The sequence below is a fragment of the Nioella ostreopsis genome, from assembly GCF_004000255.1.
In the GTDB taxonomy this organism is placed as follows: Bacteria; Pseudomonadota; Alphaproteobacteria; order Rhodobacterales; family Rhodobacteraceae; genus Nioella; species Nioella ostreopsis.
Window position 1 is genome coordinate 20,711 of the sequence record NZ_RCIQ01000005.1, and the last position, 13,670, is coordinate 34,380.

Annotated in this window: 12 protein-coding genes; 7 read left to right on the forward strand and 5 right to left on the reverse strand. The window is 63.8% G+C overall.

Going from position 1 to position 13,670, the window contains the following annotated elements:
* Window positions 1-2: 2 nt before the first annotated feature.
* Window positions 3-2,534 carry a TIGR02302 family protein gene (locus EP237_RS06865; protein ID WP_127559472.1) on the reverse strand — a complete coding sequence of 844 codons (2,532 nt, stop codon included), beginning with the start codon at window positions 2,532-2,534 and terminating at the stop codon, window positions 3-5.
* A 43-nt stretch (window positions 2,535-2,577) separates the two neighbouring features.
* A complete protein-coding gene (lysA, locus tag EP237_RS06870) occupies window positions 2,578-3,843 on the reverse strand; it encodes a diaminopimelate decarboxylase (protein ID WP_127559474.1) in 1,266 nt (421 codons plus the stop codon).
* Window positions 3,844-3,977: 134 nt separating this feature from the next.
* Between lysA and EP237_RS06875 the strand changes: the two genes are divergently transcribed.
* Entirely contained in the window at window positions 3,978-4,955 is a 978-nt protein-coding gene (locus EP237_RS06875) for a quinone oxidoreductase family protein (RefSeq protein ID WP_420812509.1), read from the forward strand.
* Window positions 4,956-5,091: 136 nt separating this feature from the next.
* On the opposite strand, the gene EP237_RS06880 is transcribed toward EP237_RS06875, so the two are convergent.
* Entirely contained in the window at window positions 5,092-5,397 is a 306-nt protein-coding gene (locus EP237_RS06880; protein WP_127559476.1) for a DUF2834 domain-containing protein, read from the reverse strand.
* Window positions 5,398-5,571: 174 nt separating this feature from the next.
* Between EP237_RS06880 and EP237_RS06885 the strand changes: the two genes are divergently transcribed.
* Window positions 5,572-7,221, forward strand: coding sequence for an electron transfer flavoprotein-ubiquinone oxidoreductase (locus tag EP237_RS06885; protein WP_127559478.1), 1,650 nt, complete (start codon window positions 5,572-5,574; stop codon window positions 7,219-7,221).
* Window positions 7,222-7,288: 67 nt separating this feature from the next.
* On the forward strand, window positions 7,289-8,314 hold the full coding sequence (locus tag EP237_RS06890; RefSeq protein WP_127559480.1) for a helix-turn-helix domain-containing protein: 1,026 nt from the start codon (window positions 7,289-7,291) through the stop codon (window positions 8,312-8,314).
* Here the strand turns inward: EP237_RS06890 and EP237_RS06895 are convergent.
* On the reverse strand, window positions 8,290-8,832 hold the full coding sequence (locus EP237_RS06895) for a hypothetical protein (protein ID WP_127559482.1): 543 nt from the start codon (window positions 8,830-8,832) through the stop codon (window positions 8,290-8,292). The two genes, EP237_RS06890 and EP237_RS06895, sit on opposite strands and share 25 nt — an antisense overlap.
* A gap of 253 nt (window positions 8,833-9,085) precedes the next feature.
* Between EP237_RS06895 and EP237_RS06900 the strand changes: the two genes are divergently transcribed.
* Window positions 9,086-10,780 carry a tetratricopeptide repeat protein gene (locus tag EP237_RS06900; RefSeq protein WP_127559484.1) on the forward strand — a complete coding sequence of 565 codons (1,695 nt, stop codon included), beginning with the start codon at window positions 9,086-9,088 and terminating at the stop codon, window positions 10,778-10,780.
* Complete coding sequence (locus EP237_RS06905) at window positions 10,777-11,607, forward strand: 4-(cytidine 5'-diphospho)-2-C-methyl-D-erythritol kinase (RefSeq protein ID WP_127559486.1); 831 nt, start codon at window positions 10,777-10,779, stop codon at window positions 11,605-11,607. The genes EP237_RS06900 and EP237_RS06905 overlap by 4 nt, the downstream gene beginning before the upstream one ends.
* A gap of 6 nt (window positions 11,608-11,613) precedes the next feature.
* Here the strand turns inward: EP237_RS06905 and EP237_RS06910 are convergent, their stop codons facing one another.
* Window positions 11,614-12,615: a polyprenyl synthetase family protein gene (locus tag EP237_RS06910; protein WP_127559488.1), complete on the reverse strand. Its 1,002-nt coding sequence runs from the start codon at window positions 12,613-12,615 to the stop codon at window positions 11,614-11,616.
* Between the two features lie 54 nt (window positions 12,616-12,669).
* On the opposite strand from EP237_RS06910, the gene EP237_RS06915 reads away from it, so the two are divergent.
* Window positions 12,670-12,888: a putative signal transducing protein gene (locus EP237_RS06915; protein ID WP_127559490.1), complete on the forward strand. Its 219-nt coding sequence runs from the start codon at window positions 12,670-12,672 to the stop codon at window positions 12,886-12,888.
* Window positions 12,889-13,641: a tRNA1(Val) (adenine(37)-N6)-methyltransferase gene (locus EP237_RS06920; RefSeq protein WP_127559492.1), complete on the forward strand. Its 753-nt coding sequence runs from the start codon at window positions 12,889-12,891 to the stop codon at window positions 13,639-13,641.
* Window positions 13,642-13,670 lie beyond the last annotated feature (29 nt).

Consider the following 13,670-nt stretch of genomic DNA (forward strand, 5'->3'; position numbering starts at 1 on the left):
CGCTACTGCGCGGCGAAGCGATCCAGCAGGCGGCGCAGGTAGTCGAGTTCCACATCCGGGCGATCCTGTTCCGCTGACCGGCGGCGGATTTCGTCCAGCAACTCGCGGGCCCGGCGGAAGGCCTCTTCCCGCTGTTCAAAGCTTTCATCCGACCCGAAGGCGCCCGAGTTGCCGGCCTGACGCCCGAGCGGATCTTCCAGCGGACGATTGGCCTGCATATTGCCATCGGCCTGCCCCTGCCCCGGATCGTCGCCCTCATCCCCCGCCAGGGCTTCGCTGAGCGATTCCATACCTTCGCGCAAGGCCTCCATCGCTTCGGACTGGCTGTCCAGCGCCTCGGCCAGGTCACCGCGTTCCAGTTCTTGGATGGCATCGCGCATGGCGCGACCCGCCTCTTCGAGCTGTTGCAGGGATTCTTCGCCATCTTCGGTGCCGCGTCCGGGCAGGTTCTGGGCCTGTTCGCGCAGCTGCTCCAGCAACTGGCGCTGACGTTCGGCCAAGCTGCCCTCGTCGTTTTCGCCGCCCTGCTGGCCACCTTGCTGGTTCCCGTCCTGCCCTTCCTCCCCCGGATCGGGACGCTGGCTGTTGGGATTGAACCGTTCCTGCAGATCGCGGAACGCCTCGTCTGCCAACCCCTGCTGGCCGCGCAGCGTGTCCTGCAAGCCCTCCATTGCCTGCTGACCGGGACTGCGCGGGCCGTTGGGGTCGCCATCGCCCTGCGTCATCTGCATGTTTTCCATCATCTGGCGCAGCGCATCCAGCATCTCTTGCGCCTCGGCCATGCGGCCCTGCTGCATCAGTTCCTCGATCCGGCGCATCATCTCTTCCAGATCGTTCATGGTCATTTCCATGGTCTCGCCGGACTGGTCGGGCTGATCGGTGCCGTCGCTTGGTTCCATGTTGTCGGCAAGTTCCTGCATATACTCTTGCATCGCGTCGCGCAGTTCCTGCATCAGCTGCGAGATTTCCTCGTCGCTGGCCCCCTGCCGCATTGCCTCGGCAAGCCGGTCCTGTGCCCGGCGCAACTGTTCCAGCGCATCCGAAAGATCGCCTTCCTCCAGCGCAATGGCGGCGTCCCACAGAATCTGGGCAACCTCGTCGCGGGTCTCGGTGGAAATCCCGTCTACTGCCGCTTCCAGCCGCTGAATGACGGAGCGAACCTGACGGTAGACCTCTTCATCGTCGAAGAACTCGTCAGGCCGATGCGTGATTGCCCGCAGAAGTTGCGCCACCCTTTGGGCGTTTTCCCGCGACCACAGCAGATCGCGACGCATTTCGATCAGCGCATTGGCGATCGGGTCGAAGAAGCGGCGCCCCGGCAGTCGGTCCAGTTCCACCACGCTTTGCCCGGTCTGGCCCGCGTCATCCTCCACGTTCAGTTCCAGCCGAACGGGAAGATTGGCGAACGGATGCTGAGAAAGGTCCTCTATCAAAGCCTCGGAGAACTCCTCGCGCCCGCCCCGGAAGGGCAAGGGCAGGTCCAGCACCAGAGCCTCTCGCGGTTCGGGGTCTACGGTCAGTCCGTAGCGGCGGTCCGCGGCCTCGGGCCAGAGCGTCAGGATCGCCTGCCCGCCGCGCACACCATAGTCATCCTCGGCCGAATAGGTCATCTGGAAGGACCCCGGCGGCACGCCCTCGACGGGCTCCGCCAATTGTACGGTCGGCGCGCGGTCGGCCAGCATCACGATCTGCCAGCTGCGCGGGTTGGGGCCGCCGACGGACAGCTCGCCGCTTTGTTCGACAATGATCTGCCGGGACAGGCTGGCCGGATCGGGTGGGGAAATCTCGACCTGCAAGGTCTGGTTGATGCCGATCTGTTCGGCATCACCATAGAGCCGCAGCGTGATGCGCGACCCCATGGGCGCCTCGAACTCCTCGGCCACGATATCGTTGAGGTAGAGCGACGGCAGCCCGGTGTAGAGCGGCGGTTCGACCCAGCCTTCCCAGCTTGGGCCACCGCTCGCGGGCAGTTGCGGGGCCCCCGCCATCGCATCGCCTACATCCGCCACCCGCCAGAGCGTGCCGAACAGCAGCGCCATTGCAAACGCCGTCGCCGCCATGAAGCGCAGGCCATAAGGGTCGCGGTCATTCAGGTGCAGGTCCGGCTCTGGTGCGCGGGCATTGGCGGCCCGTTCGGCCATGCGCCGCTGGTGCGCCTGCCACACGGCCATGGACTGCGCATCGCTTGATCCGATCGCCGCATGGTCGACAAGAGCCGTCAGCGGCCGCCCCGGCATGGTCTGATCCAGCCGGTCCATCGCCTCGACACGAGAGGGTAGTCGAAAGCTGCGCAACCCCCTGACCAGCATCCACATCAGCGCCACACCGATCAGCAACAAGCCGCCGATCAGCCACGCCGGTGGCAGCATATCCGCCGCTCCGAAGGCAAGCACCGCCACAACAGCCAGCAGAATCGTCCACACCGGCCAGAACGCCCGCACGAAGCGTTCCGCGCCCATGCCAAGCCGCGTCAGCCTTAAGGGCCAGCTCAGGCGCGCCATCGTCGCCTGCGTGATGGGGGTTCTTTCGGTCATGCGACCTTTCGCGGGTTACGCCCCGGGAAGGGGCCAGAGCAGCCTAGAGCCACTCTGGAACGATATCGCGATTTATCATCTCGTCAAACGTCGGACGCGCCCGGATGACGGCGAATTGATCATCCTTCACCAAAACCTCTGGGATCAGGGCCCGCGTGTTGTATTCCGACGACATGACCGCGCCATAGGCCCCTGCGGACCGGAAAGCCATCAGATCGCCCGCGATCAGTGGCGTCATCTCACGCCCCTTGGCGAAGGTATCGCCGCTTTCGCAGACCGGACCGACAATATCGAACGGCTGGCGTTCCGTGCCCGGTGCGGGTTCAACCACCGGGTCGATATCGTGATAGGCCGCATACATGGATGGGCGGATCAGGTCGTTCATCGCCGCATCGACGATCAGGAAATTCCGGCCCTCGCCTTCCTTCAGGTAGATGACGGAGGTCACCAGCAGCCCGGCATTCCCGGCAATCAGGCGGCCCGGTTCGATCTCGACCTCGACATCCAGCCCCTCGACACTGCGCTTGATCAGCGCGCCGTAGTCCAGCGGCAGCGGCGGGGCCTCGTTGGAGCGGGTATAGGGAATGCCAAGCCCGCCCCCCAGATCCAGCCGCCGGATGTCGTGCCCGTCCGCGCGCAACACGCGGGTCAGCTCGGCCACTTTCCGATAAGCCATCTCGAACGGCTCCAGCTCCACCAGCTGGCTGCCGATATGGACGTCGATCCCGATCACCTCCAGCCCCGGCAGGCTGGCCGCCAGCGCATAGACCTCTCGGGCGCGGGCAATGGGGATGCCGAACTTGTTCTCGGACTTTCCGGTGGCGATCTTTTCATGGGTCCGCGCATCGACGTCCGGGTTCACGCGGATCGTGACAGGGGCGGTGACACCCATGGAACTGGCGATCTCCGAGATCACCAGCATCTCGGGTTCGCTCTCGATATTGAACTGTCGAATGCCGCCTTCCAGCGCCGCGCGGATTTCTTCGCGCGTCTTGCCGACGCCGGAAAAGACAATCCGATCCCCCGGCACGCCTGCGGCCTTCGCCCGCGCGTATTCGCCGCCCGAGACCACATCCATACCGGCGCCCAGATCCGCCAGAACCTTCAGCACCGACTGATTGGAATTGGCCTTCATCGCGTAGCAGACCATGTTCGGCACGCCATCGAGCGCGTCCTTGAACAACTGGTAATGGCGCGTCAGCGTGGCAGTGGAGTAGACATAGAAGGGCGTGCCGACAGCTGCCGCAATCTCGGGCAGGGGCACGTCTTCGGCATGAAGGATGCCGTTGCGGTAGAGGAAATGGTCCATTGGGTCCGGCCTTGCTGCGATCTGCGCCCGCGCCCTAGCATTGTGCAGCGATAATTCAAAGAGCTACTCGACTTGTCCCGGCGACGCGCCTAGCTCTTGTCGCAACGATGTCTCATACGCGGGAGGGAATAGCGATGACCGTCAAGGCAATGGTGATCGAGGAACATGGCGGACCCGAGCAATTCAAGCTTGTCGAGCAGGAGCTTGGCCAGCCCGGACCGGGCGAGGTGCTGATCCGCCACAAGGCCGTGGGGCTGAACTTCATCGACGTCTACCAGCGCACCGGGCTCTATCCGATGACCCTGCCCCATGTGCTTGGCATGGAAGGGGCAGGCGTGATCGAGGCCGTGGGCGACGGCGTGACCCATCTGAAAGCGGGCGACCGCGCCGCCTATGCCGCCACACCGCCGGGTGCCTATTGCGAGGCGCGCGTGATGCCCGCTGCGCAGGTCTGCCCGCTGCCCGACGCGATCTCCTTCGAGGAAGGCGCGGCCATGATGCTGAAGGGGATGACGGTAAACTACCTGTTCCGCCGCACCACGCCGATCCTGCCGGGTGACACGGTTCTGTTCCATGCAGCGGCCGGGGGCGTGGGCCTGATCGCCTGCCAATGGGCGCGGTCCGAGGGCATCCGGCTGATTGGCACCGCCGGAACGGATGAAAAGTGCCAGCTGGCGCTGGATCATGGCGCATCGGAGTGCATCAACTACCGCACCGAGGACTGGGTCGCCCGGGTCAAGGACCTGACCGGCGGGGCGGGCGTCGATGTGGTGATGGACGCCGTGGGGGCGGATACGTTCGAGGGCTCTCTCGACAGCTTGCGCCCGCTCGGGATGATGATCTCGTTCGGCAATGCGTCTGGCCCGGTGCCGCCCTTTTCCGTTGGCATCCTCGGGCAGAAAGGATCGCTCAAGATCACCCGCCCGACCCTGTTCACCCATATCGCGGACGGGCCGACCTGCCAGCAGATGGCACGCGAGCTGTTCGAGAAGGTCGTCGCGGGCGATGTGAAACTCCGCATCGATCAACGCTTCCCACTGGAAGATGTGGGCGAGGCGCATCGCACATTGGAGGCGCGCAGGACCACCGGATCGACGATCCTGACGCTTTGAATGACGCGCGGGGAAGGCGCTTCGAAGCGCCTTTTCCCGGCTCGCATGTGATGGGCCGGGCGTGCAGTCCGATCGGGGCGTCTTCAGTGCGTCGGCCAGGAAGACGCTTGCGGCGCGCAGCAACCTCGATCCGGGGTCAGCGACGCAAGGCCAGGTACAGCGGCAAGCCACAGCTGACCCCGATGCAGAACGTGGCCGGGATTGCGACAAGACCCCACCAGTTCCGCTGCTGCACCGTCTCGATCAGAACCCAGAGTGTCAGCGCCAGCGCGGCAATGGTCAGATCCCAGACCAGACCCGATGTCGCGGCATTTACGTGCCAGGCATCGACCATGCCCATGATGGAAAATCCGTTCTCTCCAAACCAAGCTAGGAAATACCGCATCGGCAGCACGGTCCCGAGAATCGCAAGGGCAAGGAACAAGAGGCGTGTGGGGGTCATGGCGATGTCCTTATGTGATGAAAGCAGCCAGAGGGCGACGAAATATAGTTAGCCTGCGACACCAATAGGCAAAGTGATGTTGCGTCGCAATTGACGCGGCAGGCGGGCCGCGTTACCCCATCGCGAACCGAAATTCTTGGCGCTTGGGGGCGTCGAACCAGAGGGAATTCAGGAATGTCCGAAATCGAACGCGAGTCGATGGAATATGACGTTGTCATCGTGGGGGCGGGGCCGGCTGGCCTGTCAGCTGCGATCCGTCTGAAGCAACTCGATGCCGACCTCAGTGTCGTGGTGTTGGAAAAGGGCTCCGAAGTGGGCGCGCATATCCTGTCGGGCGCAGTTCTGGACCCCTGCGGGCTGGACGCTCTTATCCCCGACTGGAAGGAAAAGGGCGCGCCGCTGAACACCCCGGTCACGTCGGACAACTTCTACGTGCTAGGACCGGCGGGCCAGATGCGGGTTCCGAACTTCCCGATGCCGCCGCTCATGAACAACCATGGCAATTACATCGTCTCCATGGGCAATGTCTGCCGCTGGATGGCCGAACAGGCCGAGGAAATGGGCGTCGAGATCTTCCCCGGCATGGCTTGCTCCGAACTGGTCTATGGCGACAATGGCGAAGTCAAAGGCGTCGTGGCCGGTGTCTTCGGGCTGGAGGCTGACGGCACCATCGGTGAGAACACCGAACCGGGGATGGAGCTGCACGGCAAGTACGTGTTCCTGTCCGAAGGCGTGCGCGGGTCGCTCGCCAAGGAGGTCATCGCGAAATACGACCTGTCCCATGGGCACGAGCCGCAGAAATTCGGCATCGGCATGAAAGAGATCTGGGAGATCGACCCCGCGAAACACCGTGAGGGCACCGTGACCCACACCATGGGCTGGCCGCTTGGATCGAACGCGGGGGGCGGATCGTTCATCTACCACCTCGAAAACAATCAGGTCTATGTGGGTTTCGTGGTGCATCTGAACTACAAGAACCCGCACCTCTTTCCTTACATGGAATTCCAGCGGTTCAAGCATCACCCGATGGTCGCCGAGCTGCTGGAAGGCGGCAAGCGCATCGCCTATGGCGCGCGGGCGATCTCGGAAGGCGGCTATCAGTCGATGCCGAAGATGGTCTTCCCCGGCGGCGCTCTGCTTGGCTGTTCCGTCGGCATGGTCAACGTGCCGCGCATCAAGGGCAACCACAACGCCATGCTCTCTGGCAAGGCAGCGGCGGAAGCCGCCTATGAGGCGATCAGCGCGGGCCGCAGCAGCGACGAACTGACCAGCTACGAGACCGAGGTGCGCACTGGCGCCATCGGCAAGGACCTAAAGCGCGTGCGCAACGTCAAGCCGATGTGGTCGAAATGGGGTCTCACCGCCTCGCTCGTCTTTGGCGGGCTGGATATGTGGACCAACAACCTCTTTGGTTTCTCCTTCTTCGGCACGCTCAAGCACGGCAAGACCGACGCCGCCGCGACTGAGGAAGCCAGCAAGCACAAGGTCATCGACTACCCGCGCCCCGATGGAAAGATCAGCTTCGACCGGCTGACCAATGTCAGCTTCTCGATGACCAATCACGAGGAAAGCCAGCCGGCGCACCTGCATCTGAAAGATGCGTCGGTGCCGATTTCCGTCAACCTGCCGAAATACGCGGAACCGGCGCAGCGCTATTGCCCGGCAGGTGTCTACGAGGTGGTGGAAAAGGACGGCAAGCCGGAGTTCGTGATCAACTTCCAGAACTGCGTGCATTGCAAGACCTGCGATATCAAGGACCCCAGCCAGAACATCAACTGGGTCACGCCGCAGGGCGGCGACGGGCCGAACTACCCCAACATGTGATACGAGCATGTGATACGAGGAACGCGGCCCTTCGGGGCCGCTTTTCTTTCACGGCGAGGCGCGCGGGATGTTCTCGATACCGATAAGCTGGTTGATCTCTGTTTTGGCGCTGATCGTGGCGGCGGCACTGATCCATGCAAACGGGTTGCCCAAACAGGCTCGCGCCGGGTTCCTCGGTTTTCTGGCGGCCCTGGCCGTGGTGGGACTATTGATCGGCCTGAGGCTGCATTTCGGCTGGACCGGGGCAGCGCGGGTTCAGCCCTTCGTGGCCATTCTGCTTGGACCCACGGCCTATCTGGGCTTTCGCGCCCTGATGCAGGACGATGATGGGGGACATCGCGCCGCGGCACTGCATGGCGGTTCGCTGTTCCTTGCGATGATCGTCATACTGCTGCCCCTGCCCTATGCCCCTGATCTGGTGATCCTTGGCTATGCCTGCACCTACCTTGTGCTGATGGTGCGGTTCCTGCGCTATGACGCGGATCAGTTTGCCCATGTCCCTGCCGCTTCTGTCCCGCTGGTCAGGGCGGCGCTGATCGCGGTCGTCATGCTGCTTGGGCTCGCCATATTGGCCGACGGGCTGATCACGCTTGCAGCGCTGACCATGGGTGATGCACGGGTGGCACAGGTTCTGTCCGGCGCATCGGGTGCCTTGGCGGCCTTTGTCTTTCTGGCGCTGATGGCGGCGATTCCCCTGGTGCTGAACAGCACGCGCGCACCTTCGGCCGACCGGGCGGACAGCCTTCCCGCCACCGATGAGGAACGGGCCCTGATCGCCCGGCTTGATGCCATGCTGACCGACACCGGCCTTTACCGTGACAGCAATCTGACGCTGGCCCGGATCGCGCGCCGCCTTGGCAGCCCCGCCCGCGATGTGTCGGGCGCGGTCAACCGGGTGACGGGGCAGAACGTGTCGCGCCATATCAACGGCTTTCGCATCCGCCATGCACAGCATCTGCTGGAAACCGGTGACCTGCCCGTAACCGAGGTGATGCTGGATTGCGGTTTCATCAGCAAATCCAGCTTCAACGCGGAGTTTCGCAGGCTCACCGGCACCACGCCTTCGGCCTATAGGGCGTCGCTCAAGACCTGATCCTCCAGCCGGTCCAGCGGCCCGCAACTGGAGGGAACAGGGCGAGGGCCAAAGATCTCGGCCCAGATGTTCAGGCCGGGGTTCAGGACGAAACCAAAGCTCTCCTCGATGCCCGAGAGGATGCGGATATCGACATCGCTGCTGGCCCCCATGCCAACTTCGAACATGTCGCTGATAATATCCTGCCCGTTGACCATGGCCCGTATCATCGCCGGGTCATGTAGCGCCAACCGAACTGGCCCTCTCAAGGGACCCGCCGGTTCGCGCCCGCCGAAATCCCCGGCGGCAAAGCGCAACGGGATGGTGACGCAAAGCCCGTGCTCCGGCAGTCGCAGGGTGGCCTGCCCCCGCCCCGCCATGCCGCGCAACTGCAACAGCGTGCCCGTATGGACCCGCGCAATCTCGACCAGTCCCAGAACCGGGCGGGCCGTCGTTTCCGTTGCCACGAGCGGACGTGGCACCGCCAGTCCCGCAAGGATCGCCACTGCCGTCAGGATGGGTTTCAGATCAACTCTCATTGGGTGTTCCTTTCTCGGATCATTTGCCGCACGCCCAGTGGCGGCCTGCGATCCGAAATGCCCCTCCTTTCCGCGAAATGCGTCCGGGAACGCGTTTGGATACGTCCGAAATCGCGATCCGGCACCCGATGGCCATTCGGCAAGATCACATCTTCCTCAGCGGGGGCGAAAACGGGCCGGACAGCCCAAGCCCCGCATTGCGTCCCGGGGCGGGGGTGCCTAATCTCTGACAAAGAATGAGCAGGAGACTTAGATGCAAGCCCTTCCCCGCCTGGCGCTGATCATCGGCCTTGGCCTGTCCGCCCCCGCTATGGCGCAGAATTCCGTGGCTCTGGAACCAGGGCTGGCCGGTGCCTATCTAGCTGCCCGCAGCGCGGCCCTGTCAGGAGACCACCGGGAAGCCGCCATCCAGTTCCAGCGCGTGTTGCGCGCCGACCCGGAGAACCAGGCTATTCTAGCCGATGCCATGCTGGCGCTTGCCGCGATCGGAGACTGGGATCAGGCCGCATCTTACGCAAACAGGGTTCACGAGGACTCGTTCGACCGGGATTTCGCGAACCTCATCGAGCAGGTGGCGCGAATCCGTGCCGGGGATCTGGCCGGGGCCAGCGCCGCCGCCGTCGAGATGACAGGGGCCGGTCCCCTGGTCGATCCGCTTCTGGAGGCGTGGCTCTATCTTGCAGAGGGCGACATGAGCCAAGCGAGTGCGACCTTTGAAGCCATTATCGACAGCAACAGCCCCGTGGCAGGACTGGTTCCCTATCAATACGCGCTTGCACGGGCCTCTGTCGGGGATTTCGAGGGGGCGGATGCGATCCTGTCCGGCGAGGTCTACGGTCCCCTTCAGTTCAGCACCCGAAGCGTTCAGGCCCATGCGCAGATCCTCGTGCAGCTGGACCGGACCGAGGATGCGCTGCAACTGCTGAACCTTGCACTCAGCCAGAACGCCGACGAGACCCTGTTCGTTCTGCGCGACGAGATCGAAGCCGACCCAACCCGCCCCTATGATTTCATCATCACACCCGAGGAAGGCATGGCAGAGGTCTTTTTCTCTCTTGCCCGCGCCCTCGGCACCGAGGCCGGGACTACCCTGCCCCTGATCTATGCCCGCGCCGCGCATGCGGTCGATTCCAGCCATATCCACTCGGCAATTCTGGCTGCCGACATTCTGTCGGAAGCGGAACAATATGAAATGGCCGAAGACAGCTATGAAATGGTGCCGCGCGAAAGCCCGCTCTTCGTGCAGGCCGAGATGGGCCGGTCAGAGGCGCTGTTCCAGCAAGGGCGCGAGGATGCCGCCATCGAGGTTCTGCACGCCCTGGCGCGCGACTATGACAACCTGGCCGCCGTCCACACCGCACTTGGCGATGCGCTGCGGCGCGAGGAACGGTTCGAGGAAGCGATCGACGCCTATAGCGACGCCGTCAATCTGGTGGAGCTTGACCAGCAGCGCTATTGGTTCCTGCTTTATGCCCGTGCGATAAGCTATGAACGCAGCGATATGTGGGACGAGGCGGAGGCCGATTTCCGTGCCGCGCTGGAATTGTCGCCGGAACAGCCGAATGTGCTGAATTATCTGGGCTACTCCCTGGTTGAACAGAACCGCAATCTCGATGAAGCGCTCAACATGATCGAGCGGGCCGTCGCAGCGCGACCTGACAGCGGCTATATTGTCGACTCGCTTGGCTGGGTCTTCTACCGTCTTGGCCGGTTCGAGGAGGCGGTGGCCCCCATGGAACGCGCCGTGGAGCTGCTGCCGAACGATCCGATCGTCAACGACCATCTGGGGGATGTCTACTGGATGGTTGGACGCTTCCGCGAGGCGGAGTTCCAGTGGAGCCGCGCCCTGTCCTTCGACCCTGAGCCGGAAGAGGCCGACCGCATCCGGCTGAAACTGGATCTGGGGCTGGACGCGGTTCTGGCGCGAGAGGCCGGAACCGATCAGTGATCCGTGAACTGGCGCCGGCAAAAATCAACCTCGCCCTGCATGTGACCGGACAAAGGGCGGATGGCTACCACCTGCTCGACTCTCTGGTGGTCTTTGCCGATTTCGGGGATCGCCTGACATTCTCGCCTGCCCCGGACCTGTCGCTGAAGGTCACCGGGCCCTTGGCTGACGGTGTTCCCACCGGGCCGGACAATCTGATCCTTCAGGCCGCCATGGTGATGGATGGGGCAACCGGTGCAGCGATCACGCTGGAAAAGCACCTGCCCCACGCGGCCGGGATCGGAGGGGGCTCGGCGGATGCTGCTGCCGCTCTGCGCGGTCTGTCACGGCTTTGGGACTGCCCGTTGCCGGACGAGGCGTCGGCTCTGTCCCTCGGGGCCGATGTGCCGGTCTGCCTGTCCCCTGCGCCGCAGCACATGACCGGGATTGGCGAAGCCCTGTCCCCGGTTCCGGCTTTGCCACCGCTCTTTGCCGTGCTGGTGAACCCGCGCGTGTCCGTGCCGACCGGGCCGGTATTCCAGGGGCTCGCAAGCAAAGAGAACCCCGCCTTGGAGCCTCCGAAATGGAACGGGTTCGACAGCTTCATCGCCTGGCTGGCCCGGCAAAGAAACGACCTCGAAGCCCCTGCATTGAGGCTTGCACCGGCAATCGGGCAAGTATTGCGCGCCCTGCGTTCCTCAGATGCCGCGCTGGCAAGGATGAGCGGCTCTGGCGCAACCTGTTTCGGGGTGTTCGAAACAAAGGCTCTGGCAATCGAGGCCGCCCGGAAAATCCGCGAGGCTCAGCCCGGTTGGTGGGTGCAGGATACCACGCTACAGACGGGCTGAAAGCGCTCAGCTCACCCGTTCGACCACGAAATCGGCCAGATCGGCCAGCATGTCGCGCAGCGGGTGTGGGGGCAGGTCGGCGATGGCGGCTTTGGCCTGATCCCGATAGCGCAGGGCCTCCACTCGGGTTTCCTCAAGCGCGCCGTGTTTGCGCAGCAGGGTCAAAGCAGCATCAAGATCGCCTTCTTGCTGCCGGCCCTTCTCGATCGTCCGCTGCCAGAAGGCACGTTCTTCCGCGTCGGCCTTGGCAATCGCCTTGATCATCGGCAGCGTCAGTTTCCGTTCGCGGAAATCGTCACCGATATTCTTGCCAAGTGCGCCGGATGTGCCGCCGAAGTCGAGCAGGTCATCGACGATCTGAAAGCTCATCCCGAGCGCATCGCCATAGCGCGCCAGAGCCGAAACCTGCGAGTCAGGCGCCCCTGCCACGACGCCGCCCACCTCGGTGGCCGCCTCGAACAAGGCTGCCGTCTTACCCTTGACCACCAGCCGGTAGGTGTCTTCCCCGGTGGATAGATTCTGCGCGGCAGTCATTTGCAGCACTTCGCCCTCGGCAATCGTGGCCGACGCGTTTGCGAGAATGTCCAGCACCCGCAAAGACCCGCATTCCACCATCAACTGGAAGGACCGGGAAAACAGGTAATCGCCCACCAAAACGGAGGATTTGTTGTCCCACAGCAGGTTGGCCGTGGGCCGCCCACGCCGCTGTTCGCTTTCGTCGACCACATCATCATGCAGCAGCGTCGCGGTATGGATGAATTCCACCGTCGCCGCCAGCTTCCGGTGATCCGTGCCGTCGTAACCGCAAAGCCGCGCCGCCGCGAGCGTCATCAGGGGCCGGATGCGCTTGCCACCTGCCTCAACCAGATGCTGCGTCACTTCGGGAATGCGCGGGGCGTGGTCCGATGCCATCCGGGTGCGGATCAGGGCATTCACCGCCGCCATATCCTCGGCCAGGTACTCGCGCAAACGGTCATGCGGTTTTGTGGCAGCGTCAGCGAGGGTCATCCGGAGGTCTTCCTTCTCTCGACATTGGGGCGTCGTAGGCTTATTTGCCCTACCATGAAAGAACTTCTTCGCAGCACCGATCCGACCGTCATCGCCTTTGCCTCGGCACTTCTGTCGGGCGAGGATATAGAGGTGTTCGTTATGGACGTCCATATGAGCGTGCTGGAAGGCTCCATCGGCGTATTGCCGCGCCGGATGATGGTGCGCGACGAGGATCTGATCGCCGCCGAGCGTGTGATCCTAGACAATGGCATCCCGACCGGGCGCGACTGAATGCGGTTCGCCGAGGCGGAGCTGACCCATGATGCCTTTCTGGGCGGGCGCGTTTCCGCATGGCAGCCGCGCCACGGCTATCGCGCCGCAACCGACCCCGTGCTGCTGGCCGCAGCCGTTGAAGCTACGCCGGGGCAGTCGGTTCTTGAACTGGGATGCGGGGCGGGTGTTGCCTCTCTCTGCCTGTCCGCGCGCATTCCTGACCTGCGATTGACCGGCGTGGAACGGCAATCGGAATACGCCGAACTCGCGCGTCGCAATCTGGGGCCTGAGGCGCGTATCGTGACTGCCGATCTGACAGACCTGCCCGCTGATCTGCGGCAGGACAGCTTTGACCACGTCATCGCCAACCCGCCCTACTACCCTGCCGGGGGTGGCACCTCTGCCCGAGATGCGGGACGCGAGGCGGCCCTGCGCGAAGAAACCCCGCTTGAAAGGTGGGTCGAGGTCGCGGCCCGCAGGCTGGCCCCCAAGGGTTGGCTGACGATGATCCAGGCCGCTGACCGGCTGCCGGAGGTGATTAACGCCATTGCCCCCCGCCTTGGATCGGTCAACCTGCGCCCCCTCGCTGCGCGCGAAGGCCGCCCTGCAGGTCGGATGCTGGTGAAAGCCCGCAAGGGAGGGCGCGCGCCCTTTGTCCTGCTGCCACCGCTGATCCTGCATGCGGGATCGAGCCATAGCACGGATGGGGACGATTTCACCCCGCTGGCCCGTGCGATCCTGCGCGATGCCACCCCCCTTGAGTGGCGCTGATCGGCGGATCACCGCGAATTTCAGACAAT

Coding starts and splice junctions, on each gene's coding strand:
- EP237_RS06920 (WP_127559492.1), top strand. CDS start 12,889: ATGCGGTTCGCCGAGGCGGAGCTGACCCATGATGCCTTTCTGGGCGGG.
- EP237_RS06875 (WP_420812509.1), top strand. CDS start 3,978: ATGACCGTCAAGGCAATGGTGATCGAGGAACATGGCGGACCCGAGCAA.
- EP237_RS06900 (WP_127559484.1), top strand. CDS start 9,086: ATGCAAGCCCTTCCCCGCCTGGCGCTGATCATCGGCCTTGGCCTGTCC.
- EP237_RS06865 (WP_127559472.1), bottom strand. CDS start 2,534: ATGACCGAAAGAACCCCCATCACGCAGGCGACGATGGCGCGCCTGAGC.
- EP237_RS06885 (WP_127559478.1), top strand. CDS start 5,572: ATGTCCGAAATCGAACGCGAGTCGATGGAATATGACGTTGTCATCGTG.
- lysA (WP_127559474.1), bottom strand. CDS start 3,843: ATGGACCATTTCCTCTACCGCAACGGCATCCTTCATGCCGAAGACGTG.
- EP237_RS06895 (WP_127559482.1), bottom strand. CDS start 8,832: ATGAGAGTTGATCTGAAACCCATCCTGACGGCAGTGGCGATCCTTGCG.
- EP237_RS06890 (WP_127559480.1), top strand. CDS start 7,289: ATGTTCTCGATACCGATAAGCTGGTTGATCTCTGTTTTGGCGCTGATC.
- EP237_RS06910 (WP_127559488.1), bottom strand. CDS start 12,615: ATGACCCTCGCTGACGCTGCCACAAAACCGCATGACCGTTTGCGCGAG.
- EP237_RS06915 (WP_127559490.1), top strand. CDS start 12,670: ATGAAAGAACTTCTTCGCAGCACCGATCCGACCGTCATCGCCTTTGCC.
- EP237_RS06880 (WP_127559476.1), bottom strand. CDS start 5,397: ATGACCCCCACACGCCTCTTGTTCCTTGCCCTTGCGATTCTCGGGACC.